23 protein-coding genes and 2 tRNA genes are annotated in these 25636 nt (G+C 69.2%); 12 read left to right on the top strand and 13 right to left on the bottom strand.

Going from position 1 to position 25636, the window contains the following annotated elements:
- Positions 1-1163: 1163 nt before the first annotated feature.
- From O3438_RS22560 to rpmH, 8 genes are all read right to left on the bottom strand, one after another.
- Entirely contained in the window at positions 1164-2180 is a 1017-nt protein-coding gene (locus O3438_RS22560) for a ParB/RepB/Spo0J family partition protein (protein WP_269681783.1), read from the bottom strand.
- Positions 2181-2207: 27 nt separating this feature from the next.
- Positions 2208-3521, bottom strand: coding sequence for a ParA family protein (locus O3438_RS22555; RefSeq protein ID WP_269681782.1), 1314 nt, complete (start codon positions 3519-3521; stop codon positions 2208-2210).
- Between the two features lie 255 nt (positions 3522-3776).
- Complete coding sequence (gene rsmG / locus O3438_RS22550; RefSeq protein ID WP_269683722.1) at positions 3777-4511, bottom strand: 16S rRNA (guanine(527)-N(7))-methyltransferase RsmG; 735 nt, start codon at positions 4509-4511, stop codon at positions 3777-3779.
- Between the two features lie 115 nt (positions 4512-4626).
- Positions 4627-5247 (bottom strand): Jag family protein, encoded by a 621-nt coding sequence (locus O3438_RS22545; RefSeq protein ID WP_269681781.1) that lies wholly within the window; start codon positions 5245-5247, stop codon positions 4627-4629.
- A 212-nt stretch (positions 5248-5459) separates the two neighbouring features.
- Entirely contained in the window at positions 5460-6449 is a 990-nt protein-coding gene (gene yidC, locus O3438_RS22540; RefSeq protein ID WP_269681780.1) for a membrane protein insertase YidC, read from the bottom strand.
- Positions 6446-6742: a membrane protein insertion efficiency factor YidD gene (yidD, locus tag O3438_RS22535; protein ID WP_269681779.1), complete on the bottom strand. Its 297-nt coding sequence runs from the start codon at positions 6740-6742 to the stop codon at positions 6446-6448. Before yidD ends, yidC begins: the two co-directional genes overlap by 4 nt.
- Complete coding sequence (rnpA, locus tag O3438_RS22530) at positions 6739-7155, bottom strand: ribonuclease P protein component (RefSeq protein ID WP_269681778.1); 417 nt, start codon at positions 7153-7155, stop codon at positions 6739-6741. Before rnpA ends, yidD begins: the two co-directional genes overlap by 4 nt.
- A 34-nt stretch (positions 7156-7189) precedes the next feature.
- The gene (gene rpmH / locus O3438_RS22525; protein ID WP_007453904.1) at positions 7190-7327 is read right to left on the bottom strand and encodes a 50S ribosomal protein L34; all 138 of its coding nucleotides are present in this window, start codon (positions 7325-7327) and stop codon (positions 7190-7192) included.
- Positions 7328-7951: 624 nt separating this feature from the next.
- On the opposite strand from rpmH, the gene dnaA reads away from it, so the two are divergent.
- The 5 genes from dnaA (at position 7952) to O3438_RS22500 (ending at position 14344) form a co-directional block, all read left to right on the top strand.
- Positions 7952-9778: a chromosomal replication initiator protein DnaA gene (dnaA, locus tag O3438_RS22520; RefSeq protein WP_269681777.1), complete on the top strand. Its 1827-nt coding sequence runs from the start codon at positions 7952-7954 to the stop codon at positions 9776-9778.
- A gap of 776 nt (positions 9779-10554) precedes the next feature.
- Positions 10555-11688, top strand: coding sequence for a DNA polymerase III subunit beta (dnaN, locus tag O3438_RS22515; protein WP_088987037.1), 1134 nt, complete (start codon positions 10555-10557; stop codon positions 11686-11688).
- Between the two features lie 38 nt (positions 11689-11726).
- Positions 11727-12599 (top strand): phosphogluconate dehydrogenase (NAD(+)-dependent, decarboxylating), encoded by an 873-nt coding sequence (gene gnd, locus O3438_RS22510; RefSeq protein WP_269681776.1) that lies wholly within the window; start codon positions 11727-11729, stop codon positions 12597-12599.
- A 16-nt stretch (positions 12600-12615) separates the two neighbouring features.
- Complete coding sequence (gene recF / locus O3438_RS22505; RefSeq protein ID WP_269681775.1) at positions 12616-13749, top strand: DNA replication/repair protein RecF; 1134 nt, start codon at positions 12616-12618, stop codon at positions 13747-13749.
- Entirely contained in the window at positions 13739-14344 is a 606-nt protein-coding gene (locus O3438_RS22500) for a DUF721 domain-containing protein (RefSeq protein WP_269681774.1), read from the top strand. Before recF ends, O3438_RS22500 begins: the two co-directional genes overlap by 11 nt.
- Positions 14345-14351: 7 nt before the next feature.
- On the opposite strand, the gene O3438_RS22495 is transcribed toward O3438_RS22500, so the two are convergent.
- Positions 14352-14579: a hypothetical protein gene (locus tag O3438_RS22495; RefSeq protein WP_269681773.1), complete on the bottom strand. Its 228-nt coding sequence runs from the start codon at positions 14577-14579 to the stop codon at positions 14352-14354.
- A 101-nt stretch (positions 14580-14680) separates the two neighbouring features.
- On the opposite strand from O3438_RS22495, the gene O3438_RS22490 reads away from it, so the two are divergent.
- Positions 14681-15178 (top strand): MarR family winged helix-turn-helix transcriptional regulator, encoded by a 498-nt coding sequence (locus tag O3438_RS22490; protein WP_269681772.1) that lies wholly within the window; start codon positions 14681-14683, stop codon positions 15176-15178.
- Here the strand turns inward: O3438_RS22490 and O3438_RS22485 are convergent.
- Positions 15163-15717 (bottom strand): hypothetical protein, encoded by a 555-nt coding sequence (locus O3438_RS22485; protein WP_269681771.1) that lies wholly within the window; start codon positions 15715-15717, stop codon positions 15163-15165. The genes O3438_RS22490 and O3438_RS22485 overlap by 16 nt on opposite strands.
- Positions 15718-16233: 516 nt before the next feature.
- Here O3438_RS22485 and gyrB point away from each other — a divergent pair.
- From gyrB to O3438_RS22455, 6 genes are all read left to right on the top strand, one after another.
- Positions 16234-18180 carry a DNA topoisomerase (ATP-hydrolyzing) subunit B gene (gene gyrB, locus O3438_RS22480; RefSeq protein ID WP_088987030.1) on the top strand — a complete coding sequence of 649 codons (1947 nt, stop codon included), beginning with the start codon at positions 16234-16236 and terminating at the stop codon, positions 18178-18180.
- Between the two features lie 130 nt (positions 18181-18310).
- The gene (gene gyrA, locus O3438_RS22475) at positions 18311-20833 is read left to right on the top strand and encodes a DNA gyrase subunit A (RefSeq protein WP_269681770.1); all 2523 of its coding nucleotides are present in this window, start codon (positions 18311-18313) and stop codon (positions 20831-20833) included.
- A gap of 4 nt (positions 20834-20837) precedes the next feature.
- Positions 20838-21743: a DUF3566 domain-containing protein gene (locus O3438_RS22470; protein ID WP_269681769.1), complete on the top strand. Its 906-nt coding sequence runs from the start codon at positions 20838-20840 to the stop codon at positions 21741-21743.
- A gap of 151 nt (positions 21744-21894) precedes the next feature.
- Positions 21895-21968: transfer RNA gene (locus tag O3438_RS22465), tRNA-Ile, on the top strand.
- A gap of 44 nt (positions 21969-22012) precedes the next feature.
- Complete coding sequence (locus O3438_RS22460) at positions 22013-22141, top strand: DLW-39 family protein (protein WP_231924476.1); 129 nt, start codon at positions 22013-22015, stop codon at positions 22139-22141.
- A gap of 37 nt (positions 22142-22178) precedes the next feature.
- Positions 22179-22254, top strand: a tRNA-Ala gene (locus O3438_RS22455).
- A gap of 559 nt (positions 22255-22813) precedes the next feature.
- On the opposite strand, the gene O3438_RS22450 is transcribed toward O3438_RS22455, so the two are convergent.
- The 3 genes from O3438_RS22450 to O3438_RS22440 are packed head-to-tail and all read right to left on the bottom strand — an operon-like array spanning position 22814 to position 25513.
- Positions 22814-23530 carry an LPXTG cell wall anchor domain-containing protein gene (locus O3438_RS22450; RefSeq protein WP_269681768.1) on the bottom strand — a complete coding sequence of 239 codons (717 nt, stop codon included), beginning with the start codon at positions 23528-23530 and terminating at the stop codon, positions 22814-22816.
- 24 nt (positions 23531-23554) lie between these two features.
- Positions 23555-24760: an MFS transporter gene (locus O3438_RS22445; protein ID WP_269681767.1), complete on the bottom strand. Its 1206-nt coding sequence runs from the start codon at positions 24758-24760 to the stop codon at positions 23555-23557.
- 24 nt (positions 24761-24784) lie between these two features.
- Positions 24785-25513: a VOC family protein gene (locus tag O3438_RS22440; protein WP_269681766.1), complete on the bottom strand. Its 729-nt coding sequence runs from the start codon at positions 25511-25513 to the stop codon at positions 24785-24787.
- Between the last annotated feature and the right edge of the window lie 123 nt (positions 25514-25636).

Here is a 25636-nt window from a genome sequence, read left to right as displayed (position 1 = left end):
TTCAATCGATCATCGGCCGAACGCCCGCCTCAGGTCCGTGGAGGTCTCGCGGGCGCAGTCCGCAGGCACGTTATCCACAGGCTTGGGATAGCTGTGCGCACGCCCGACTCACCGACGCGCTCGGTGCCGGCGGCCACTGGTCTACACACCTCCGCTCAGGGCGGCTCGTGCACGGCGACACGCGTCCCATCGGCGTTCCGGTCAGAAGCCGGCGAGGCCCCGCCTTCGGTGGCCCGGCTCGCCGATTCGGCCGTGATCGACTCGGGTTCGGCGAAGTCGCGGTATCCCACTGCCTCCGATACCCCGACTTCGGTGATCTCGAGTCGATCACGGCAGCTCCGCGACCGATAGCTACCTGCCACCGCACGATCCAAGGCAGGCGCCGACGGCGCCCCGGGCGCGGACCCAGCGGGCGCGGACCCAGCGGGCGCGGACCCAGCGGACGCGGACCCAGCGGACGCGGACCCAGCGGACGCGGACCCAGCGGGGCTTGAATCGCGGCCGAAGCGGGCGCGCAAAGCCGCAGTCGACCGACATGGCACGCGGCCGGGTCGCTCAGCAGCGCTGAGAGGCTCACCGAACAGCCCAGTCGGCCGCAACCACCCCCACGGGCATCCGGAACCGCAGCGGGCCGCTCAGCGGTGCGCAGGACGCCCCAAGAGCATCCGCCGGGATCGCACCGCTTGGCAGCCCTCGACAGCCGGAGCCAGCCGCCGATGCCCAGGCTGAGGCGGCGTCCGGGGTCGAAGTCCCCGCACCATCGCCGTTTCACGTGAAACAGCTCATTCGTCGGACCTGACCTGACCGCGTCGACGCTCCGGACTGCTCACGATCGACTCGTCCGTCGAGCACCCCATCAGTGGGGAGCAAGCACAGCCGGCAAACAGCGAGCCACAACCAACGCGCAGCGCTCTCCACCCGAGCGGTGGTGGCTGATCCGGCTCAGCCCTGCTCGCTGTCGGCTTCGGCTCATCCGACAACCCGCGCCCTCCCGACCGAGCACTCACGAGCGCTCGTCAGGGGCCCAGAGGAGATTGAGCAGGGGCACACCCTCCGCCAGCCGCCAGCCCAAAACCACCGGGCCCGTTTCACGTGAAACGGCGAGGGGATACAGAACGGCCGCGCACCCCGGTGGGTAGCGCGGCCGTTGGCGGGAGGAGAGGTCAGCCCTCGCCCTCCTCCTGCTGCACTCCGATGATTCCGACGATCCGCTCCAGGTCGTCCACCGTCGCGAACTCGATCGTGATCTTGCCCTTGCTCCTACCGATGTCCACCTTCACCCGGGTGTCGAAGCGGTCGGAGAGCCGATCGGCGAGATCGTTCAAGGCCGGCGCGTGTGCCTTCGGTCGGCGCTTCGCGGCCTGATTCTTGGCAGACCCGTCGTTGAGCGTCAGCGCCACGATCTCCTCGGTCGCCCGGACCGACAGGCCCTCGGCCACGATGCGCAACGCCAACTGTTCCTGCGCCTCGGCCTCGTCCAGGCTCAGCAGTGCACGGGCGTGCCCGGCCGACAGAATCCCCGCTGCCACTCGGCGCTGCACCTGAGCCGGCAGGTTCAGCAGCCGAATCGTGTTCGAGATCTGCGGACGACTCCGGCCGATCCGGCGGGCCAGCTCCTCGTGGGTGGCTCCGAATTCCTCCAGCAGTTGCTGGTAGGCAGCGGCCTCTTCGAGGGGGTTGAGGTTGGCCCGGTGGATGTTCTCGAGCAATGCGTCGCGGAGCATGGCGTCGTCACGGGTGTCCCGGACGATCGCCGGGATGTTCTCCCGCCCCACCGCCTGGGCGGCACGCCATCGCCGCTCACCCATGACGAGTTCGTACTTCTCGTCGTCGAGCTGGCGGACGACGATGGGCTGGAGGAAGCCAACCTCCTGGATCGAGGTCTTGAGCTCTTCCAGTGCCTCCTCGTCGAAGACCTGACGGGGCTGCTTCGGGTTGGGCAGGATCGCGTCGACCGGAATCTCGGCGAAGCGTGCTCCCGGCACCGGGCTGAGAGCGGGCTCCGGTTCGTGGACCGGTGCCCTGACGGACACCGCAGGAGCGGCGGCTGTGGCAGCTACCGCCTCCTGGTCGTTGTCCGGTTCAACAGCCGTCGCGGTGCCGGCGGCATCCGGCGCCGGTCCGGTCGGGATCAGCGCCCCAAGGCCCCTACCCAGACCGCCCCGAGGACGGTTCTTCATGCCACGCCTCCCAGCGACTCGTCCGCACTACGCATTCCGGCCCACCGGCTCCTTGACGCCCCGCTCGGCGATCTCCTGGGCGGCCTCGAAGTAGCTCGTTGCTCCCCGCGAACCGGGATCGTAGGTCATCACCGACTGGCCGTAGCTCGGCGCCTCGGAGACCCGGACGTTGCGGGGGATGACCGCCTGGAGGACCTTGTCACCAAAGTGGTTCCGGACATCCTGCTCGACGGCGTCGGCCAACCGCGTACGGCGGTCGTACATGGTCAGCAGGATCGTGGAGACGTCCAGCTTCGGGTTGAGGTGCTGGCGCACCAGGTTGATGTTGTTGATCAACTGGTTGAGCCCTTCCAGTGCGTAGTACTCGCACTGGATCGGAATCAGCACCTCCTGCGCGGCCACCAGGGCGTTGACCGTGAGCAGGCCAAGCGAGGGCGGGCAGTCGATGAAGACGTAGTCGAACTGGCCGGGGTAGGCGGCGATGGCGCGGTCCAGCCGCGACTCACGCGCCACGACCGAGACCAGCTCGATCTCCGCACCGGCCAGGTCGATGGTCGCGGGTACGCACCACAGGTTCGGGATGCCCTCCACCGCCTGCGCCACCTCCACCAGGGGCACGCTGTTGATCAGGCAGTCGTAGACGTCCGGGATGCCGGTGTGGTGAGGGACGTTGAGCCCGGTCGAGGCGTTGCCCTGCGGATCAAGGTCCACCACGAGCACCCGGTTGCCGTGCAGGGCGAGCGCCACCGCAAGGTTGACGGTGGTGGTGGTCTTACCCACGCCGCCCTTCTGGTTGGCGACGCACATGACCCGGGTCCGGTCCGGTCGAGGCATGGTCACCTCGCCACTGGGATTCAGGATCTGCACGGCGCGCATCGCCTCCATAGCCAACGGTGGGTCATCCTCTTCGCGCGTCGGGGTTTCACGTGAAACGTACGTGGGGTCGGCGGCCACGGCGGCCAACGACTCGGTCGAAGCGACCGGCGCTTCGGTGACCATCGACGTGGTGTCCGGAGCAGCCGCTGCGGTGGGCTGGTGCGGAACCGCCGACTCGAACCGAACCGCCGCCGCGGTGTTGCGACGCCCCGAACTCGACCGGACCTCGGCGGCGTTGACCGGTCGACTCAGACCCTCAGAGGTCCGGCGAACGCTCGCGGGATCCGGCGTGGTCGAGCTTTCCGGCCGTTCCGGCCCCGGACGGTGGTCACGTGAAGCCGGCGAACCGTCTTCTCCTGGCCCGGTCACGCCGGGCGACCAGTTCGGGTAGTCGGTTTCACGTGAAACGGGATCGTTGGTAGCCCCGGTCACGTGTGGATCGTCGTACCTGCCGTCGTCATGCACCTGTCATCCCTGCCCGCTTCGGATGGTCGGTCCGCGCCCCGGTCAACTTGGCCACACCACGCCCGCAACCCGGAGCGTGCGGCCCTCGGGAGCGGTCGGAAACCCACGACGTCCACCGACCGCTCCACACTATCGACGCGCGGTCAGCCTACGGCGGACGGGCGCGGCCGGTCCACGTCGGGTTCTCATCTCCTCGTCCATCCGTACCGGTACAACGAGGCAACCCACCGGCCGGAAGCCCGATGGCGCGAAGTGTCAGCGTCGGCGGGAGCGACTGCCCCTGTCACGTTTGCTCGCCACCGGACGAGGACCGACCATCCGCTCGCGCACGATCTCCACGACGGTGGTGGGTGGGTCGATCACGTCGACGCCGCAGAGGTGCACGGTCGGCTCGCCACCACCCAGCCGCGTCACCACCTCGGCGTGCTGTTCGATCTCCGCGGTGGCGGACGACCCCTTCAGTGCCAGCAGACGGCCGCCCCGCACGGCGAGGGGAAGACTCCAGGTCGCCAGCCGATCGAGGGGGGCGACGGCGCGGGCGGTCACCACGTCCCCGCTGATCGGGTCCCGGCCGCTCGACCCGGTGGCCGCTTCGTCGGCCCGACCCCGGAACACGCGCACCGACTTCGCCAGGCCGAGTTGCTCGACGACCTCGATCAGGAAGGACGTGCGTCGGGCGAGCGGCTCGATCAGGGTGACGGTGAGGTCGGGCCGTGCGATGGCGAGCACCAGCCCCGGCAGACCCGCGCCCGACCCGACGTCGAGCACTGTCGCGCCGGACGGGATGCGCTCGGCGACCGCGGCGCAGTTAAGCAGGTGACGATCCCAGATGCGGGGCGCCTCTCGAGGGCCGATCAGACCACGGACGACCCCGTCGGTGGCCAGCAGTTCGGCGTACGCGGCAGCCAGGTCGAGACGGTCACCGAAGAGGGTCAGCGCGGCCGGTGCCAACTGGGGCGGCAGGGCCGCGTCGTCCGGTGAAGGCGCAATGCCGGATCCAGCAGAGCCGGCGTCCGGAGTGGACGGTCGGACAGGCGACGGCCCGGGCGGCGTACCGCCCGGGCCGGACACGGCGTCGGCCGTGTTGTCGTCGTGGGTCACTCGGTCAGTCCGCCGGCCGTACGACGATGCGCCGGTTCGGCTCCACACCCTCGGACTCGCTGGCCACACCGGACATGGCGTTGACCACGTCGTGTACGCACTTACGCTCGAACGCGGACATCGCCTCCAGGCGCACCGGCTCGCCGTACTCCTTGACCTTCTCGACGGCGTTCTTGGCGACGGCGGCGAGTTCCTTGCGGCGGTTCGCCCGGTAACCGCCGACGTCGAGCAGCAGACGGCTCGGGGTGCCGGTCTGCCGGAAGACGGCAAGGCGGGTCAACTCCTGGAGGGCCTCAAGGGTGGCCCCGCGCTGACCGACCAGGTTCTGCAGACGCTCGCCGACCACCTCGACCATGGGCCGGCCCGCGGCGACCAGCTCGTCGATGTCGCCGTCGTAGTCGAGGATGTCGAGCAACCCTTCGACGTAGTCGGCCGCGATCTCGCTCTGCCGGAACAGGTCGCCCTCGCCGACGGCCTTCTTCGACCGGGCGCCGGACGCGGCGGTGTCGGTGTCGTCGTCCGCCTCGGTGTCGTCGTCCTCGGTGTCGTCGCCGTCCACCGCGAGCGTCGCGGTCTCCTCCTCGTCCACTGGCTGCTCGGTGCGGGGGATGCTGGTCTCGGTCACGGTCTCATCTCCGTACTCGCTCGGCCGGACCGTCGGGTCCGACTGGTTTCCCGGGGCCGGCGGGAGGTCGCCGGTGCCCGCGGGCACGTCTGTACGGGCAGTGTCGCCCGTGGCCGCGCGGCGCGCGGTCGGTTCCGTCCGGCGCCGGCCATGCGGCGGCTGCACGGTGCGGAACGGGCCGCCGTCGGATCACCGGCGGCGGCCCTCGCAGGTCAGCCCTGCCGCTTGGCGGGGCGACCCTTCTTCGGGTTGTTCATCGGCTTGGCACCCGGCTTCGGCCCGGCAACCTTGGGAGCGGCGGCCTTGACCGGCGCGGGCGGGGCCGTCTTGCCCCGACCGAACAGGCCACCGGACTTGGCGGGCTGCACCGGGTTGCGGCTGGCGGCGGGGGCGGTGGCCTTCTTGGCGGTCACCGGCGGCGGGAACTTCCGCAGCACCCACTGCTGCTGGCCGAGAGTGAAGAGGTTGTTGGTGACCCAGTAGATGATCACACCGATCGGGAAGATCGCGCCGGAGATCAGCAGCGAGGCGGGGATGCCGTAGAGCATCAGTCGCTGGATCATCCGCTGCTGCGGGTCCTCGGCCCAGCCGGTCTTGAGGATCATCTGACGGCTGGTCAGGTAGGTGGTCGCGATCATGACCAGGACCAGGACACCGGCGATGATCTTGACGGTGGTGCCGTTGGCGCCGAGGCTGGCCAGCTCGTCGGCCGTGGAGCCGAACTTGCCGGCGATGGGGGCGGTGAAGAGCTTCGCCTGCGAGGCGCTCTGGAACTGGTCGGCGGTCCAGCCGTACAGCGTCTTGTTCTGCTTGTCCGGGTCGAGGCGGCGCAGCACGTGGAAGAGGCCGAGGAAGACCGGGATCTGAAGGAACATCGGAAGGCAACCCATCAGCGGGTTGGCCTTCTCCTTCTTGTACAGCTCCATCATTTCTTTCTGGAGCGTCTCCCGGTCACCCTTGTGCTTCTCCTGAAGCTCCTTGACCTTGGGCTGGAGCGCCTGCATGGCCCGCTGCGACTTGATCTGCTTGACGAAGACGGGGAACAGGATCACCCGGACGGTGACCACCAGGAAGATGATCGCCAGGATCCAGGCGAAGTTGGTGCCGATCACCGCGCCGACGGGCACCCCGATGGCGTCCCAGGCAGAGTGCCAGGTCAGCAGGATCCACGAAATCGCGTAGTAGATCCAGTCGAGACTCAATTCGGGGCTCCAGTCACATCAGCACGGCGGCGGCCGCCCGGCTCCGGTACCGGGTCATGTCCACCAGGGTGAAAGGGGTGGCAGCGCAACAGCCGCCGGACCGCCAGCAGGGTTCCCCGGAGCGCGCCGTGCCGCACGACCGCCTCCTGGGCGTACGCACTGCACGACGGGTAGAACCGACAGCGGGCCGGCAGAGCCGGACTTATCCACCGACGGTACGCGATGATGGGCGCGATCAGCACCTTGGCACCGGTTGTCGACGGGCGTGCGCCGGTCTGCCCGGTGTCGCTCATCGAGGCCGCCGCTCGCGGGGTGACCTGGCGACCGCGAGGGCGGCGTCCAGGTCGGTGGCGAGCCGAGGGTACGAAGCCTGCGCCGCCGCGGGGAGCGCCCGGACGACCAGGGTGCTGCCGGACGGCAGGTCGACCAGCCGTTCCCGGACCAGCGCGCGCAGTCGACGCCGGACCCGGTTACGGGTCACCGCGTTGCCGACGGCCTTGGACACGACGAAGCCGGCACGGGACGGCACGGAGAACTGCTCCGCACTGTTGTCCCGCACCGGCTCCGACGAGGTAGGTGTGCTGGGGTCGGCGATCACCGGCACGGTCAGGTGGACCACGACGGCACCACGCCCGGCGCGCCGGCCACCACGAACCGCTGCGGCGAAGTCAGTGCTGCGCCGCAGTCGCTGTGCGGCGGCCAGCACGACTGCCCACGTCCCCCGGACCGGCCCGGTCGGCTCAGGCCGACAGGGTGGTGCGACCCTTGGCGCGACGGCTCGAGAGGATGGCACGGCCGGCACGGGTGCGCATGCGCAGCCGGAAGCCGTGGGTCTTCGCGCGCCGGCGGTTGTTCGGCTGGTAGGTGCGCTTGCTCACGTCAGGCTCTCCGTTTTCGTACGCGCCCCGTACGACGGAATCGCCGGGGTCGTGTGGTGGTCCAGGCCACCTCGACGGTGGCCCACGATCGGTGCTGTCCGGCGGAGCGGGACCTCGGCGATGCGGGGATGCGACCGTGGACAGCAAGCACCCATCACCCTAGCAGAGGGCGAGAAAGCAGCCGTTCCAGCCTACGCAGGGGGGCAATGACCGTCAAACACCTCGGGCGGGGGTCAACGGGACGCGCCCGAGGCCGAAGGGTGGTTTTCGCTGATGCCGAGAAGGCCCCCGCCGCGTCGCCGGTTGATGGCGCAGGGACAACGCTGTTACCGTGCCCGATTGCGGTGAGCGTCGGAAGCTCCGGTCGTCGCACAGGCAAGACCGGACCAGGTAGTGAATCGTTCGGCACGGTGAACCCGCTTCAGCGCCCGTTCAGGCAGGGGCAGGTCCCACCCGCGTCCGGCGGAGGCCACAATCGGTCGGTACACAGGCTGTGGATAACTTGTGGATGACCACCGGTCGACCGTCAGGTGGGTGTTGTTCCACCCGCGAACGCGGCGGGCCCGGGACGGCCGGCTGGCAGACAGCGGCGGCCGGGAGCAGAGGCGAGGGGGTGGCACGACGGTGGCCGGTACAACCGACCTTGCCGCAGTGTGGTTAGCGGCGACCGACGAGCTCGCCGACGAGATCATCTCCGCTCAGCAGCGTGCCTACCTCCGACTGACCCGGCTGCGGGCGATAGTCGAGGACACCGCTCTGCTCTCCGTCCCGGACGCCTTCACCCGCGACGTGATCGAGTCTCGGCTCCGTCCGGCGATCACCGAGGCACTCACCCGCCGGCTGGGTCGGCCGATCCAGGTGGCGGTCACCGTCCGGGTTGCCGAGGACGCCACCGGCCGACCTGCCGGCACCGTCTACCGCAGTGCTCCGGAGACCGGGCCGTTCGACTCCGAGGGTCCGGCTGCCGACCCCTTCGACGACCAGGGCGCTCGGCCGTCCGCCGACCCGCTGATCCCCGAGCAGGCCCACGCGAATCGCGCGCCCGAGCCGACCGCGCCACCCGCACCTGCGGGTCCGCCCCTCGCGCCGGCCGTCGACGCGCACCGCCCGGGGCTGATCCCCGCCAGCAGGGACGGGCAGGAGGCGTTGTTCAGCACCGCCTTCGCGGAGCCGATGCGTACTCCCCGGCCCGGGCCCGACCGGCGTGGCTACGACGAGCAGGCCGCCCGGCTGGACCCCCCGGGTCCGGACACCCGGCCCTACGAGCCCCGCTACCGGGAAGAGTCGGCGTCTCCGCGCGACCAGCACGTGATCCGCGCGCTTCCCCGGGACACCGGCACGGACAGCGGCCCGGGCCGTAGCGGGGTCGACCACCGCACGGGTGGTCGCGACGACCGCCGGCTGCCCGGTGCCGACACCGGTGGTAACCGGCTCAACCCGAAGTACATGTTCGAGACGTTCGTCATCGGATCGTCCAACCGCTTCGCGCACGCGGCGAGCGTGGCGGTGGCGGAGTCACCGGCGAAGGCGTACAACCCGCTCTTCATCTACGGGCACTCCGGTCTGGGCAAGACGCACCTGCTGCACGCCATCGGGCACTACGCCACGACCCTCGGCAACGCCCGCTCGGTCCGGTACGTCTCGACCGAGGAATTCACCAACGACTTCATCAACTCGCTCCGGGACGACAAGACCAGCGCGTTCCAGCGGCGCTACCGCGACGTCGACATCCTGCTGATCGACGACATCCAGTTCCTGGAGAACCGCGAGCGCACCCAGGAGGAGTTCTTCCACACCTTCAACACCCTGCACAACGCCAACAAGCAGATCGTGATCACCTCCGACCGGTCACCGCGCCAGCTCGCCACCCTGGAGGACCGGATGCGAACCCGGTTCGAGTGGGGGCTGCTGGCCGACATCCAGCCGCCGGACCTGGAGACCCGGATCGCGATCCTGCAGAAGAAGGCGGCGCAGGAGCGGATGTACGCCCCGCCGGACGTGTTGGAGTTCATCGCCTCCCGGGTGTCGAACTCGATCCGCGAACTGGAGGGGGCGCTGATCCGGGTGACGGCGTTCGCCAGCCTGACCCGGTCGACCGTCGAGCTGTCCCTGGCCGAGGAGGTGCTCCGGGACTTCATGCCCGACGGCGCCGGGCCGGAGATCAACGCCGATCAGATCATGGCGTCGACGGCTGACTACTTCGGTGTGAGCCTGGAGGACCTCCGGGGCCAGTCCAGGTCCCGCGTGCTCGTCAACGCGCGGCAGGTGGCCATGTACCTGTGTCGGGAGTTGACCGAGCTGTCGCTGCCCCGGATCGGTCAGGCATTCGGCGGTCGGGACCACACCACTGTGATGCACGCCGACCGGAAGATCCGTCAGCAGATGGCGGAGCGCCGCTCTCTCTACAACCAGATCGCCGAGCTGACCAACCGGATCAAGCAGAACAGCTGAGGCGTACGCCAGCCGTCGTGACGGCGCACAGCCCGGGACACGCCCGGCCGGAGACCCGGCCGGGCGTACTTTTTTCGGTTCCCGGGTGGACTCTCGACATGGTGTAGGCCACAGGATCGAGGCCGTGACCGCCTCGCCTTCCAGTCGTTGTCCACAGCTCGTTGTCCACCGCCGGTGGATAACTACGGTCCGTCCGTCAACGGTTACCCACAGGCTGTGGAGAAACCCTGTGTACGAGGCTGTGGACGCCTGGGGACAACCGGCACGTTATCCACCGATGGCCGTCGACCTGTGTACGAGCTGTTGAAGGTTCTGGGGATGACGGCAATGGTGATCTTCATCGTCGTCCACAGGCTTGGGGAGAAAGTCGGTGGATTACCGGTGGACAACCGGTGGACGACGGTGGACAACCGGTGGACGAGAGCGGGCTGTGGACAGGCAAGCACGTTGTACCCCCGGTTCTCCACAGCTAAATCACCGGTGGATAACCTGTCTGAGCTGCGCAGACCTGGCTTTTCCACAGTTTGCACAGGTGCGATGAAGACGATGAGTTATCTCTTCTAAGAGAACAAAAACCAATCATCACCGTTGGGCTTTCTGTGGATCGGGCCGAACGCTGCCGGATCAACCGGTCAGCATCGACACGATCCGTGGGGTCGGGCGCACAGCCGATACCCCCGCGCCCTAAGGTGCGATGGGTACCCGCACGGTCGGGCGGGACGGTAGGCAGCGGTCGGCATGAGAGAGTTGTCGCTGACGTCGACGCGGAGGCATTGATGAAGTTCCGAGTGGAGCGCGACGCGCTCGCCGAGGCCGTGGCGTGGACCGCGAAGAGCCTGCCCAACCGGCCGTCCGTACCGGTGCTCGCCGGGGTGATGCTCCGGGTCACCGACGGCAACCTGCGGGTTTCCGGCTTCGACTACGAGGTCTCCAGCCAGGTGACCGTCGAGGTGCAGGGGGACGCCGACGGCGCCGCCCTCGTCTCCGGCCGCCTGCTCGCCGAGATCACCAAGGCGTTGCCGGCCAAGCCGGTGGACATCGCCGCGGTCGGCGCGCACCTCGAGTTGGTCTGCGGCAGCGCCCGGTTCACCCTTCCCACCATGCCGGTGGAGGACTACCCGGCACTGCCCGAGATGCCGCAGAGCGCCGGCACTGTCGACGCCGCCGCGTTCGCCACGGCGGTCTCCCAGGTGGCCATCGCGGCCGGCCGGGACGAGACCCTTCCGATGATGACCGGCGTGCGCGTCGAGCTCTCCGGCAGCACGCTCTCGATGCTCGCCACCGACCGCTACCGGTTGGCCCTGCGTGAGATCCAGTGGCGGCCGGACGACCCCGACGTGAGCATCAACGCCCTGGTGCCGGCCCGCACCCTGAACGACACCGCCAAGGCCCTCGGCCCGCTGGGTGGCGAGGTCACTCTCGCCCTGGCCCAGGGCGCTGCGGGCGAGGGCATGGTCGGCCTGGCCGGTGGCACCCGACGCACCACCAGCCGCCTGCTCGACGGCGCCAACTACCCGCCGGTCCGGTCGCTCTTCCCGGCCACCCACAACGCCGAGGCCCGGGTGCCGGTCAGCACCCTGATCGAGGTCGTCAAGCGGGTCGCGCTGGTTGCCGAGCGCACCACCCCGGTGCTGCTGAGCTTCAGCGCCGACGGCCTGGTGGTGGAGGCCGGTGGTTCCGAGGAGGCCCGCGCCAGCGAGGCGATGGAGGCCACCTTCACCGGTGACGCGCTGACCATCGGGTTCAACCCGCAGTACCTCATCGACGGCCTGGCAAACCTGGGCTCCCAGACGGCCGTCCTGTCGTTCGTCGACGCCTTCAAGCCCGCCGTGATCTCCCCCGCCGGCGAGGATGGCGACGTCATTCCCGGGTACCGGTACCTCATCATGCCGATCCGCGTCTCTCGCTGATCGCGCCCAGCACCAAAGATCCACGGAGGTACACACACATGCAGCTCGGCCTTGTAGGTCTCGGCCGTATGGGCGGCAACATGCGGGAGAGGTTGCGCGCCGCTGGTCACGAAGTCGTCGGCTTCGACCATAACGCGCAGATCAGTGACGTCGCATCCCTCGCGGGCCTGGCAGAGAAGCTCGAGTCGCCGCGCGCGGTCTGGGTCATGGTGCCCGCCGGCGTTACCGACGCGACCATCGACGAGCTGGCCGCTGTGCTCGGCGAGGGCGACATCATCATCGACGGCGGCAACTCGCGGTTCAGCGACGACGCGCCCCGGGCCGAACGGCTCAACGAGCGCGGCATCGGCTACATCGACGTCGGCGTGTCCGGTGGCGTCTGGGGTCGGCAGAACGGCTACGGGCTGATGGTCGGCGGCTCCCAGGAGCACGTGGACCGGCTGATGCCGATCTTCGACGCTCTCAAGCCGGAGGGCGAGTTCGGCTTCGTGCACGCCGGGCCGGTCGGCGCCGGGCACTACTCGAAGATGGTGCACAACGGCATCGAGTACGGCCTGATGCACGCCTACGCCGAGGGCTACGAGCTGATGGCGGCCTCCGAGTTGGTGACCAACGTGCCGGGCGTCATCAAGTCCTGGCGAGAGGGCACCGTCGTCCGCTCCTGGCTGCTCGACCTGCTGGACCGGGCGCTCGACGAGGACCCGGAGCTGGCCGACCTGAGCGGCTACACCGAGGACACCGGCGAGGGTCGGTGGACCGTCGACGAGGCGGTCCGGCTGGCCGTACCGCTGAATGTGATCACCGCTTCGCTGTTCGCCCGGTTCGCCTCGCGACAGGACGACTCGCCCGCCATGAAGGCCGTCTCCGCGCTGCGTCAGCAGTTCGGCGGCCACGCCGTCCACAAGCGCTGAGCGGTATCGACACCCGGTGTACGTCCAACGGTTGGAACTGGTCGACTTCCGCTCGTACGAGCGGGTGGCCGTCGATCTCCAACCGGGGGCGAACGTCCTGATCGGCGCCAACGGCGTCGGCAAGACGAATCTCGTCGAGGCGTTGGGCTACGTGGCGACCCTGGACTCGCACCGGGTCGCCACCGACGCCCCACTCGTGCGGATGGGTGCCACGTCGGCGGTGATCCGTTGCGCGGTGGCGCACGACGGGCGGGAACTCCTGGTCGAGTTGGAGATCGTGCCCGGCAAGGCCAACCGTGCCAGGCTCGGCCGGTCACCGGCGCGGCGGGCCCGGGACGTGCTCGGCGCCCTGCGACTCGTGCTCTTCGCCCCGGAGGACCTTGAGCTGGTCCGGGGCGACCCGGCCGAGCGCCGCCGCTACCTGGACGACCTGCTGGTCAGCCGCCAACCCCGGTACGCGGGCGTACGGGCCGACTACGAGCGGGTGGTCAAGCAGCGCAACGCCTTGCTGCGTACCGCGTACCTGGCGCGCAAGACCGGCGGGTCGCGAGGCGGCGACCTGGGGACTCTCGCCGTCTGGGACGCCCACCTGGCCCAGCACGGCGCGGAGTTGCTCGCTGGCCGCCTGGAGCTCGTCGCCGCGCTCACCCCGCACGTCGCGAAGGCGTACGACGCGGTGGCCGCCGGCCGGGGCGCCGCCGGCATCACCTACCGCCCCTCGATCGACCTGGCCGAGCCGACCACCGACCGGGCGGTGTTGGCGGAGGCACTCGCCGCGGCCCTGGTCGCGTCCCGCTCCGCCGAGATCGAACGGGGCACCACCCTGGTCGGCCCGCACCGCGACGAGCTGGCGCTGGCCCTCGGGCCACTACCCGCCAAGGGGTACGCCAGCCACGGCGAGTCGTGGTCGTTCGCGCTCGCCTTGCGGCTGGCCGGCTACGACCTCCTGCGGGCCGACGGCATCGAGCCAGTGCTGGTGCTCGACGACGTCTTCGCCGAGTTGGACACTGGCCGCCGGGAACGGCTGGCGGAGCTGGTCGGCGGGGCGAGTCAGCTGCTCGTCACCTGCGCGGTGGACGACGACGTGCCGGCGGCCCTGCGGGGCAGCCGCTACCGGGTCGGCGAAGGGACGGTACGCCGTGTCGAATGAGTCAGACGCCAAGCGGCCCGAGGCGGGCACGGGTGCGCGTACCCCCGGGGCGGAGTCGACCGGCGGTGAGCCGGCGGCGGCCGCCAGTGGGCCGGAGTTGGCTCGGGCGGTGCTCGACGCGGCGTTGTCCAAGCGGCAGGCGGCGGCCCGCGCGCGGCGTACCCCTGGGGGTGCGGGCGGCGACGCTGCCGGCGGCTCGGGGCGGCGGTTGCGGGGCTACTCCGGCCCGGGCCCCGACCCCCGCGACCCGCAGCCGCTCGGCGCGGTGCTGAACCGGTTGGTGAAGGCGCGTGGCTGGCAGCAGCCGGCGGCCGAGGCGACCGTGTTCGGTGCCTGGGAGCGGGTTGTCGGTGCGGAGGTCGCGCAGAACAGCCGCCCGGTCAAGCTGGAGAACGGTGAGCTGACAGTGGAGGCGCGGTCGACGGCGTGGGCCACCCAACTGCGGCTGCTGGCCGGTTCGCTGCTCAAGCAGATCGCCAGCGAGGTCGGTCACAACGTGGTGCGCAAGCTGCACATCCACGGACCGGCCGCGCCGTCGTGGTCGAAGGGGCCGCGTCGGGTACGCGGGCGAGGCCCCCGCGACACGTACGGCTGACCGGGCATCAGCCCCGTCGGTTGGCCTCGCGCGCGGCCCGCTTGAGTTCGCGTTGCTCCCGGGTGTAGCGCTTGCGTTCGGCCAGGTCCCGTTTCCACGCCTCGCGGGCCTCGGCGGAGCCGCCCTGCACCGCGCCCTTCACACCGTCAGCAGGGCCAGCGAGATGGCGGAAGGCCCAGCTCAGGAGTCGGCCGCCCTCGCCCGGAGCCCTGGTGACCGCGCCGTCGTCGCTCATCTGCCGCCCTCTCCCACGCTGGCCCCGTTGATGATTGGCGCACCAACAGTTGGTGTACCAATGATTGGTACGATAGCCATCATGCGTGGGGAGGGCAACCGATGAGCGAGAGACCGCAGGGCGTCGACCCGTTGGCGCTGGAACAGCAGGTCTGCTTCGCCGTCTCGGTGGCCGCGCGGAGTGTGGTGGCGGTTTACCGGCCGCTGCTGGAACCGATGGGGCTGACCCATCCGCAGTACCTGGTCATGTTGGCGCTCTGGCAGCACGCGCCGTTGTCCGGCCGCGACCTCAGCCGCCTGTTGCAGCTCGATCCGGGCACCCTGTCACCCCTGCTCAAGCGGCTCGAAGCGGCCGGTTACCTGCGCCGGGAACGCGACCCCAGTGACGAGCGCAGCCTCGCCGTCACCCTGACCGCCAGCGGTGCCGCGCTCCGCAGTCAGGCCGAGCTGATCCCGGCCGCGATCGTGCAGCGCCTCGGGCTGCCCGTCGAGGACCTGCAACACCTGCACGGGGTGCTCACCCAGCTGATCGCGGCGGCCAATCGACCGGCCGGCGGCGTAGCGGCTGAGCAGACCGGCGCGGGTCAGGCGTCGGCGTAGACGGCGAAGCCGCGTTCCGCGCAGCGCCGGTAGAACGCCGCCAGCACGCCCAGCTCGGCACAGGTGAAGTTCCACTGCGGCGGGTCGCCGCGCTCGTCGCGCAGCGCGTCCAGCCGGCTCTCCAGCCATCGCAACTGCTGCTCCGCCAGCCTGCCGTCGCCGAGCAGGGAACGCAGCACGGTGCTCACCGACTCGAAGGTCACCGCCTCGCCGTACGCGCGGTGCCCCGCGACGAACCTCTCGATCCCGCTGGCGATCCAGGAACAACCGTCCGGGTCGATCACCGGGTCCTCGTCCTCGGCGGCGGCGTCTGTGGCGTACAACACACCTTCCAGGCCGAGGAGCAGATCCACCAACTCGGTGTACGCGGTCGCCCGGATGGTGCCGGTCTTCGCGATCAGCTCGGCCAGGGCAGCCGTCGGCGCGGAGATTCGCGGCAGGTCGACGATCTCGCCGAAGTCGACGAACTCGGCCGGCGCCACCGGATCGTAGAAGCGGCCGGTCCGCGGCCAGTGCACCGCGACGTTGTCCAGCCCCATCTGTCACCTCTTAAAGAGCACGTGTCGGGTCGATCGGGTCGATCGTCCCGGTTCCAGGCCGTAAAGATCAAGGCTGGTTCCGGGGCGCCGCAAACGTACGGCACGGACGCCCCGGCCGCGACCCCCGACCCGCCCGGGCGCGGGTCAACCCGTTCGGCGGCGGCGCGTGCGATCCAAGCCTGGCGTGTGGGGGGAGTCGTGGGCGATGGGGTTCTGCCGGCTATGGACTTCTCAGCCGCCTCTCTGAGGGTGCCGAGTGGTGGTTCTGTCCCCCGGGCACAGTAGGATTGACAGCGAGACGAAGACTCGGTGCGGGGGACGGGGCCGGTGGCCCAGGTTCATTCTCCACGTCGGGTCGAGCCGATCGCGATCCGCGGGCAACCGCGGCGACCGGCGCGTTCGACCCGCTGTCCGGAGGTCTCCGGCACCGGTCCGCGCGCCGACGTCGCGTCCTGTCCGCCGAACCCGCGCCCGCTGCGCCCCACCGGCGCAGCTGACGCGAGAAAGTGGCCGAGGGTGGCAGCGCAGGAAAAGCAGGAGTACGGCGCAGAGTCGATCACCGTTCTCGAAGGGCTGGAGGCGGTCCGCAAGCGGCCCGGTATGTACATCGGGTCCACCGGCGAGCGCGGTCTGCACCACCTCGTCTGGGAGGTTGTGGACAACGCTGTCGACGAGGCGCTCGCCGGATACTGCGACACCATCGACGTGGTGCTGCTCGCCGACGGCGGTGTCCGGGTCACCGACAACGGCCGTGGTTTCCCGGTCGACCTCCACCCGAAGCTCAAGAAGCCGGGTGTCGAGGTCGCGCTCACCGTGCTGCACGCGGGTGGCAAGTTCGACGGCAAGGCGTACGCGGTCTCCGGCGGTCTGCACGGTGTCGGCGTCTCCGTGGTGAACGCACTCTCCACCCGAATGGCTGTGGAGATCCACAAGTCCGGGTTCGTCTGGCGGCAGCAGTACACCAACTCCAAGCCCAGCCCGCTGGAGAAGGGCGAGACCACCGACCGCAGCGGCTCGGCGGTGTCCTTCTGGCCCGACCCCGACGTGTTCGAGACCGTCGACTTCGACTTCCAGACCATCTACCGGCGACTCCAGGAGATGGCCTTCCTCAACCGCGCCCTGCGCATCCACCTGCTCGACGAGCGGGTCGCCGAGGAGGAGGACGGCCGGCAGCGCGAGGTCACCTTCTACTACGAGGGCGGCATCTCCGACTTCGTGCGGCACCTCAACGCCTCGAAGAACCCGATCCACAAGACAGTGGTCGAGTTCGGCGCCGAGGAAGAGGGCATGTCCGTCGAGATCGCCATGCAGTGGAACGAGTCGTACGGCGAGTCGGTCTACACGTTCGCCAACACGATCAACACGCATGAGGGCGGCACCCACGAGGAGGGCTTCCGGTCCGCGCTGACCAGCGTGGTCAACCGGTACGGCACCGACAAGAAGCTGCTCAAGGGCGACGAGAAGCTCTCCGGCGAGGACATCCGTGAAGGGCTCGCGGCGATCATCTCGGTCAAGTTGGCCAACCCGCAGTTCGAGGGCCAGACGAAGACCAAGCTCGGCAACACCCCGGTGAAGAGCTTCGTGCAGCGGGTCTGCAACGAGTGGTTGGTCGACTGGTTCGACCGCAACCCGGCCGAAGCCAAGATGATCATTACGAAGGCCTCGCAGGCGGCCCGTGCCCGGATCGCCGCACAGCAGGCGCGCAAGCTGGCCCGACGCAAGTCGCTGCTGGAGTCCGGCTCGATGCCGGGCAAGCTGGCCGACTGCCAGTCGACCGACCCCCGCGAGTCCGAGGTGTTCATCGTCGAGGGCGACTCGGCCGGTGGCTCGGCCAAGCAGGGCCGCGACCCGCGGACCCAGGCGATCCTGCCGATCCGCGGCAAGATCCTCAACGTGGAGAAGGCCCGGATCGACCGGGTGCTGAAGAACAACGAGGTCCAGGCGCTGATCACCGCGTTGGGCACCGGCATCCACGACGACTTCGACATCGAGAAGCTGCGGTACCACAAGATCGTGCTGATGGCCGACGCGGACGTCGACGGCCAGCACATCCAGACCCTGCTGCTCACCCTGCTGTTCCGCTTCATGCGTCCGCTTGTCGAGCTGGGGCACGTCTACCTGGCCGCACCGCCGCTCTACAAGATCAAGTGGAACAAGAAGGGCGACGACGCGCAGTACGCGTACTCCGACCGTGAGCGGGACGGGCTGATCGCGCTGCGCCAGCAGAAGAAGGCCAACGCCAAGCCGGACGACATCCAGCGCTTCAAGGGCCTCGGCGAGATGAACTATCCCGAGCTGTGGGAAACCACGATGAACCCGGCGACGCGTACCCTGCGTCAGGTCACTCTCGACGACGCGGCGACCGCCGACGAGTTGTTCAGTGTGCTGATGGGTGAGGACGTCGAGGCGCGCCGGTCGTTCATCCAGCGCAACGCCAAGGACGTTCGGTTCCTGGACATCTGACGGGCCACGCCGGATCGGCCGGGCGTTGCCCGGCCGATCCGGCGGTCCACAGAGTTATCCACAGCTTGGCCGGTATCCACAGCGGTTATCCACAGCACAAAAACGACTCTGAGTCTGATAAGGGTATACAGTGACCGATTCTCCCGAGTCCACACCGAACGAGCCTGAGGTCCCCGCCGAGGCCACCGCCGCGGTGGTCGCGCACGACCGGATCGAACCGGTCGGGCTCGAGGTGGAGATGCAGCGCTCCTACCTCGACTACGCGATGAGCGTCATCGTCGGGCGCGCGCTGCCGGACGTCCGGGACGGCCTCAAGCCGGTCCACCGCAAGATCCTCTACGCCATGTTCGACTCCGGCTACCGCCCGGACCGCGGCTACGTGAAGTGCTCCCGCGTCGTCGGCGACGTAATGGGCCAGTTCCACCCACACGGCGACTCGGCGATCTACGACGCGCTGGTCCGGATGGCGCAGACCTGGTCGCTGCGCTACCCGCTGGTTGACGGCAACGGCAACTTCGGCTCGCCGGGTAACGACCCGGCCGCGGCCATGCGATACACCGAGTGCAAGCTCGACCCGCTCGCCATGGAGATGCTGCGGGACATCGACGAGGACACCGTCGACCTCCAGGACAACTACGACGGCCGGGCCAAGGAGCCCACGATCCTGCCGTCGCGGATCCCCAACCTGCTGGTGAACGGTTCCGAGGGCATCGCGGTCGGCATGGCCACCAAGATCCCGCCGCACAACCTCCGCGAGATCGGCGCGGCCGTGCAGTGGTGCCTGGAGCACCCGGAGGAGGACGAGGAGACCACCCTCGAGGCGCTGCTCGGCATCGTCAAGGGCCCGGACTTCCCCACCCACGGTCTGATCGTCGGCACCACCGCCATCCAGGACGCCTACCGCACGGGTCGTGGCTCGATCCGGATGCGCGCCGTGGTGGAGGTCGAGGAGGACAAGCGGGGTCGGCCCTGCCTGGTCGTCAGCGAGCTGCCCTACCAGGTCAACCCGGACAACCTCGCCGAGCGGATCGCCGAGCTGATCAAGGAGGGCAAGCTCGCCGGCATCGCCGACATCCGCGACGAGTCCTCCGGTCGTACCGGTATGCGCATCGTGCTGGTGCTCAAGCGCGACGCGGTCGCGAAGGTCGTGCTGAACAACCTCTACAAGCACACCCAGCTTCAGGAGACGTTCGGCGCCAACATGCTGGCGCTGGTCGACGGGGTGCCGCGCACGCTCAACCTGGCCCAGTTCATCCGCTACTACGTCGAGCACCAGATCGACGTGATCCGCCGGCGGACTGCGTTCCGGCTCCGCAAGGCCGAGGAGCGGGCACACATCCTGCGGGGTCTGTCCAAGGCGCTGGACGCCCTGGACGAGGTGATCGCGCTCATCCGGCGATCGCCGACGGTCGAGGACGCGCGGCAGGGCCTGATCCGGCTGCTGGACATCGACGAGATCCAGGCGACGGCGATCCTGGACATGCAGCTGCGTCGTCTCGCGGCGTTGGAGCGGCAGCGGATCCTCGACGACCTCGCCAAGCTCGAGATCGAGATCGCCGACCTGAAGGACATCCTCGCCAAGCCGGAGCGGCAGCGGAAGATCGTCTCGGAGGAGCTGGGCGAGATCGTCGCCAAGTGGGGCGACGATCGGCGTACGCAGATCATCCCGTTCGACGGCGAGGTCTCGATGGAGGACCTCATCGCCCGCGAGGACGTGGTGGTGACGATCACCCGCACGGGGTACGCCAAGCGGACCAAGGTCGATCTCTACCGCTCCCAGCGGCGCGGCGGCAAGGGCGTCAGTGGCGCTACGCTGCGGCAGGACGACATCGTCAGCCACTTCTTCGTATGCTCGACCCACGACTGGATCCTGTTCTTCACGAACAAGGGGCGTGTGTACCGGGCCAAGGCGTACGAGTTGCCGGAGGCCAGTAGGGTAGCCAAGGGCCAACACGTGGCCAACCTGCTCGCCTTCCAACCAGACGAGCAGATAGCGCAGATCATTGAGATCCCGAACTACCAGGTAGCCCCCTATCTGGTACTGGCCACGAAGAACGGCCTGGTGAAGAAGACGCGGCTCGAGGAGTTCGACTCCAACCGTTCCGGCGGCATCATCGCGATCAACCTGCGCGATGAGGACGAGCTGGTCGGTGCTGCGTTGGTTGCGCCGGAGAACGACCTGTTGCTGGTCTCCAAGAAGGCACAGGCGATCCGGTTCAACGCGTCGGACGAGGCGTTGCGGCCGATGGGCCGGGCCACCTCGGGCGTGATCGGCATGCGCTTCACGGACGACGACGTCCTGCTCGCCATGGAGGTCGTCCGGGAGGGCCTGGACGTTCTGGTGGCCACGAACGGGGGATATGCGAAGCGCACCCCGATCGAGGAATACCCGGTGCAGGGCCGGGGAGGTAAGGGCGTGTTGACTGCGAAGATCACCGAACGGCGCGGTGGTCTGGTCGGCGCGGTGGTGATCGATCCGGACGACGAGCTGTTCGCGATCACCAGCAATGGTGGTGTCATTCGGACTCCGGTGAAGCCTGTACGCCGTACGCGTGACCGGAACACAATGGGGGTCAAGCTGATGGACCTCCCGGACGGCGTGACTATCGTGGCGATTGCTCGCAATGCCGACGAGCCTGACGAACAGGACTAGTTGAATGACGGAGACACAGGCGAAGTCGGGGAACACGGGGACCTCGGCCAACCCGGTCGACGAGGAGGCCGCCAAGGGCGGCACACCAGCGACCGGCCGCGCGGCCGTGGGCCGGGCGACGGTCCCTGCCGACGCGCCTGCCCCGAAATTCACCAGGGCTCCGGGCATGACACCCCCGCCGGAGCCGCCCGCTGAGGACGCTGGGTCGGCCGACAAGACCGAGGCCTCCGGCACCGACGCGCCGAAGTCGTCCACCGCCGCTACCCCCTCGGGTTCGGCGACGGCGTCTTCGGCCCGTCCGGCGACCACCCAGCCGATCAACGTGCGGCCCGGTCCGACGGCGTCGACCGGGTCGACCGGCACCCAGCCGCGGATCACACCGGGCATGACGCAGCCCGAGACCGCTCGTACCGCCGCCGGCCGTCCGGCCAGCGGTGGCGGTCTGCCGCCGGGCATCGGCAACGCGTCCGCCGTCGGGGCGGCCCGTGTCGGTGACGCGGTACGCGCTGCGCGTACCTCGGTCAGCTCGGCCGCCTCCCGCGGACCGCGCCGGGCCCGACTGAACCTGAAGCGGATCGACCCCTGGTCCGTGATGAAGTTCGCGTTCGCCGTCTCGGTGGTGCTCTTCATCGTCGTGGTGGTCGCCACGTCGGTGCTCTACCTGGCGTTGGACGCGATGGGCGTGTTCCAGAGCGTCAACGAGAGCCTGAGCGACCTGGTGAACGCCGGTGGTGGGCAGAGCACCAGCGGCTTCCAGATCACCGCCAAGGGCGTGATCCTCAGCTCGGCGCTGATCGGCCTGGTCAACGTGGTGTTGTTCACCGCGCTGGCCACGCTGGGAGCGTTCGTCTACAACGTCTGCGCCGACCTGGTCGGCGGGATCGAGCTGACCCTCGCCGAGCGGGACTGAGCGACCGGGACGCCGGGGCACCGCGTAATGCGGTCGCTCCGGCGTCTCGTACTCAGGTAGGTTTTGGCAGGCGACGACGGCCCGGCTCGCAGGTTCGGACCCCGATTTGGGGCCGGCAGAGCGGATGGGTTAATCTTGCTCGTCGCAACGCGGGGCTATAGCTCAGTCGGTTAGAGCGCAGAGCTGATAACTCTGAGGTCGATGGTTCGATTCCATCTAGCCCCACCGCATTGTCGTCCGACGGTAGTCGAGCACGAGGGGTCGCCCCAATGTTCAAGAAGCTGCTGATTGTGGCTGGCGTCGTCGGCGTGGCCGCCGTCGTGTTCAACAAGATCAAGGCCTCGAACGACGAGCGTGCTCTGTGGCACGAGGCGACCACCGCGCCCGACCTGCGCTGACGTCCGGCCGGGCGACGAACATTCGACGCCCACGCACGGGGCCCTAGCTCAACTGGCAGAGCACTGCCTTTGCAAGGCAGGGGTTAGGGGTTCGAGTCCCCTGGGCTCCACCAGCACTTTCTCTGGTTGATCTCGGTCCAGCCTGACGCGCTCGCGTCGGTGGGTACGTGGCCGTAGGTGATCGGCCCGGCCGACGACGGTCGTTACCCGACGCACCTTGAGTTGTGGCTTCACGATCCCGCCATGCAGCTCTGCTACGCGGGCGACTCCGCGTCGATCGAGATTCCCTACCGATACACGGCGACTGCAGCCAGCGCGCGCATGCGGCCGTCGCCACCGCGTACGCCCTCGCCCGCATCGTGGAGGCCGAGACAGGAATGCGCGGCCTCCACGATGCGGTGAGCCAAGCATCCAGGAGTTCGACCTGCCGAAGGCGGTGGCCCGGCACCGGGGCGTCGGGCAACACGTTCGCGATCTGGTGGCGGGGCGGGGTTCAGGCAGCAGGTCAGCGGGCCGTCATGGGCCGGCCACGGGCTAATAGTTGGGGTATGCAGCTGGTCACGAGAGGCATCCGAGCTGCGGCCTGTCTGGCTGTCACCAGTTGCCGTCGGATGGGACACGCAAAGACGCGCCCGGCTCGATGAAGCATCGAGCCGGGCGCGTCGAGTGGAGCTATGCGACGAAACGGGACCGGCGCCGGCGTCCGATCAGGAAGCCGATGCCGCCGAGGAGCACAAGCGCACCGCCAACGCTGATCACGGTCGCCGTGTTGGCACCGGTCAGGGGCAGTCCACCACCCTCGCCGCCGCCGGCGGCCAGGCTCGTGGAGGGAGCAGGCGTCGGTGCGTCGGTCGTCGTGGGGCTCGGCGTGGCGCTCGGCGTGGCGCTCGGCGTCGGGGTGGGCTGCGACGCGCAGTCCAGCTCACGCGCGGTGTACACGCCGTCGTTCAGGTAAGCCAGGAGCACATCGAGGGAACCGTCGTCGAGCGTCACCTGGGCGGCCTGCTTGACGTTGACGCCGGCGCCCGTCATCGACTGGTTCACCTTGATGCGCAGATCCACCATCCAGACGTTCGGCACGTCCTTCTTGAGGAAAGCCCGGAGTTCCTCCGGGGTGCCCTTCAGCTTCTTGTCGATGGCACCCTGCAGAACGGTCAACTTGTCGACGTTGGCCGCGTGCAGGAGTTGGGCGGTCAACACCCGGATCTCCCGATCGGTCGGGGTGTCCAGGTCTACTGCGACGAGCTTGCGGACGTCCTGGTACACCTTGCGCTCGACCGTCTGGCAGGCCGCGTCCAACCCGGGCGATTCGAACTGGGCGGCCGCCGGTGCCGCCGGAACCAGAAAGGCCAGCGCTATCAGGGCGCCAGCCGGGATCTTCCAACGCATGTAGATGTTCCTCCCCGTTATGGATCAAAGCATGGGGATGTTACCCGGAGGTGGGATCAAGAGTGGGCCCCGTCGTCCCAGCGCCCACACCGCCAGCGCCACACAGCAGAGCCCTGCCCCCGCGATCGTGACCGCTGTCCAACCCCCGGCCGACCAGAGGATGCTCGCGGCTGCGGATCCGACGGCGGCGCCCATGAAGTTGCCGACGGCCAGCGTCGTGTTGAGCCGACTGCGAGCCACCTGGGAGAGGGTGAACAGCCGTGCTCGGTTGAGAAGGGCCTGCGTCTGGAGAGCGACGTCGAGCATGACGATCGCGACGACGACGAGTACGGCGGATCGACCGGCGAACGCCGCGAGGACGAAGGCGCCGAGGGCCACAACCCAGGCCACCCCGGTGGCTGGGAGCGACAGACCACTGTCGTGCAGACGGCCGCCGTGCAGGCCGGACAGGACTCCAGCGAGGCCGGCCAGCCCGAAGAGCCCGATGACCGCCACCGGGTAGCGAAACGGCGGGCCGCTGAGCAGGAACGTCAGCGCCGTCCAGAACAGCGAGAACGTGGCGAATCCGGTTGCGGCCAGGGCCAGCGTCCACCGGGCGGCCCGTTCGCCCAGGACCACCGCGCCGACCGAGGCGATGAGTTGGGGGTACGGCAGGCGCGTCCGCGGTGCCAGCGGTGGGATAGCGCGGTGCAGCAGGACCGCGAAGAGGAGGGCGACGACGGCGGCGAGGGCGTACACCACACGCCACCCGGCGGTGTCGGCGACCAGGCCGCTGATCGTGCGGGAGGCCAGGATGCCGGTGAGGGTGCCGGACCCGACGACGCCGACGATCCGGCCGCGGTGAGCTTCCCCAGCCAGGTCCCCGGCGAGCGGTGTGAGGATCTGTCCGGAGATCGTCGTCACGCCGAGCACGCCGAGTGCGAGGAGGAGGACCTCGATCGTCGGTGCCAACGCGCACACCAGCAGTGCGGCTGCCGAGGCCAGCAGCATCACCGGGACGAATCGGCGGCGGTCGAGGACATCGCCGAGCGGCACGAGGAGCAGCACGCCGGCGGCGTACCCGACCTGTGTCACGGTGACGAGCCAGCCTGCGGTCGCGGTCGCGGCGTGCAGGTCGGCGGCGATGAAGCCGAGGAGCGGCTGCGCCCAGTACAGGTTGCCGACGGATGCTCCCGCCGCTGCCGCGAGCAGGAAGGTCAACCGACGGCTCATCTTCGTCGGCGGCGCCATCCGAGGTGCGGACGAGGGCTCAGGTCAGGCGGGGGTGAGAAGGCAGAACTCGTTGCCTTCCGGGTCGGCGAGGACCGTCCACGGAACGTCCAGGTCGATCACGGTGGCGCCGAGAGCGGTCAGCCTGGCGGTCGAGGCGTCCAGGTCGTCCCCGGGGTACGGCCGGACGTCGAGGTGGACCCGGTTCCATCCGGTCTTCACATCAGGTGTCCGGATGAATTCCAGGTACGGCCCGACGCCCTTGGCGGAGCGCAGCACCGCCTTGCTGTCGGTCGCCTCGTGCAGGACCCAGTCCGTGGCCTGTCCCCAGAACCGGGCCATGGCACGCGGATCCGTGCAGTCGACCACGACAGCGGCGATCGGCCCGGTGTCCCGGTAGATCGGTCGGGGTTCCAACACGCAGAACTCGTTGCCCTCCGGGTCGGCCAGGACCGTCCACGGGACGTCGCCCTGGCCCACGTCGGCAGGTGTTGCGCCGAGGTCCGTCAGGCGCGCGATCACCTGCGCCTGGTGGGCTGCCGAGGTGGTGGCGAGGTCGACGTGCACCCGGTTCTTCACGGTCTTGGGTTCCGTGGAGACGACGAGGTCGATGACGACGGCGACGGCATCCGGGTAGACGAAGCCCTCGGGTTCGAGGTTGGTCACGCCGGGCTCCTCGCTGGAGACTCCCCAACCGAGTGCCTTCGCCCAGAAGTCGCCCAGCGCGGAGTCGTCCCGCGCCTTCATGTTGATCTGCACCAGCCTCGTTGCCATGCCGACGATGCTAGAGCCTGTTTCGCATCCACCGTACCGACTGACGCCCTGCTGGGGTGCTTACGTTTACGTGGACCGGAGGCGGGGATCCGGCCGAGCGCGCCGACCTGGCCGAGAGGGCGA

Origin of the sequence: Micromonospora sp. WMMC250, assembly GCF_027460215.1 — a bacterium.
GTDB classification, from domain to species: Bacteria; Actinomycetota; Actinomycetes; order Mycobacteriales; family Micromonosporaceae; genus Micromonospora; species Micromonospora taraxaci.
Note: the sequence above shows the minus strand (reverse complement) of the source record. Positions and strands in the feature narration are given on the sequence as shown.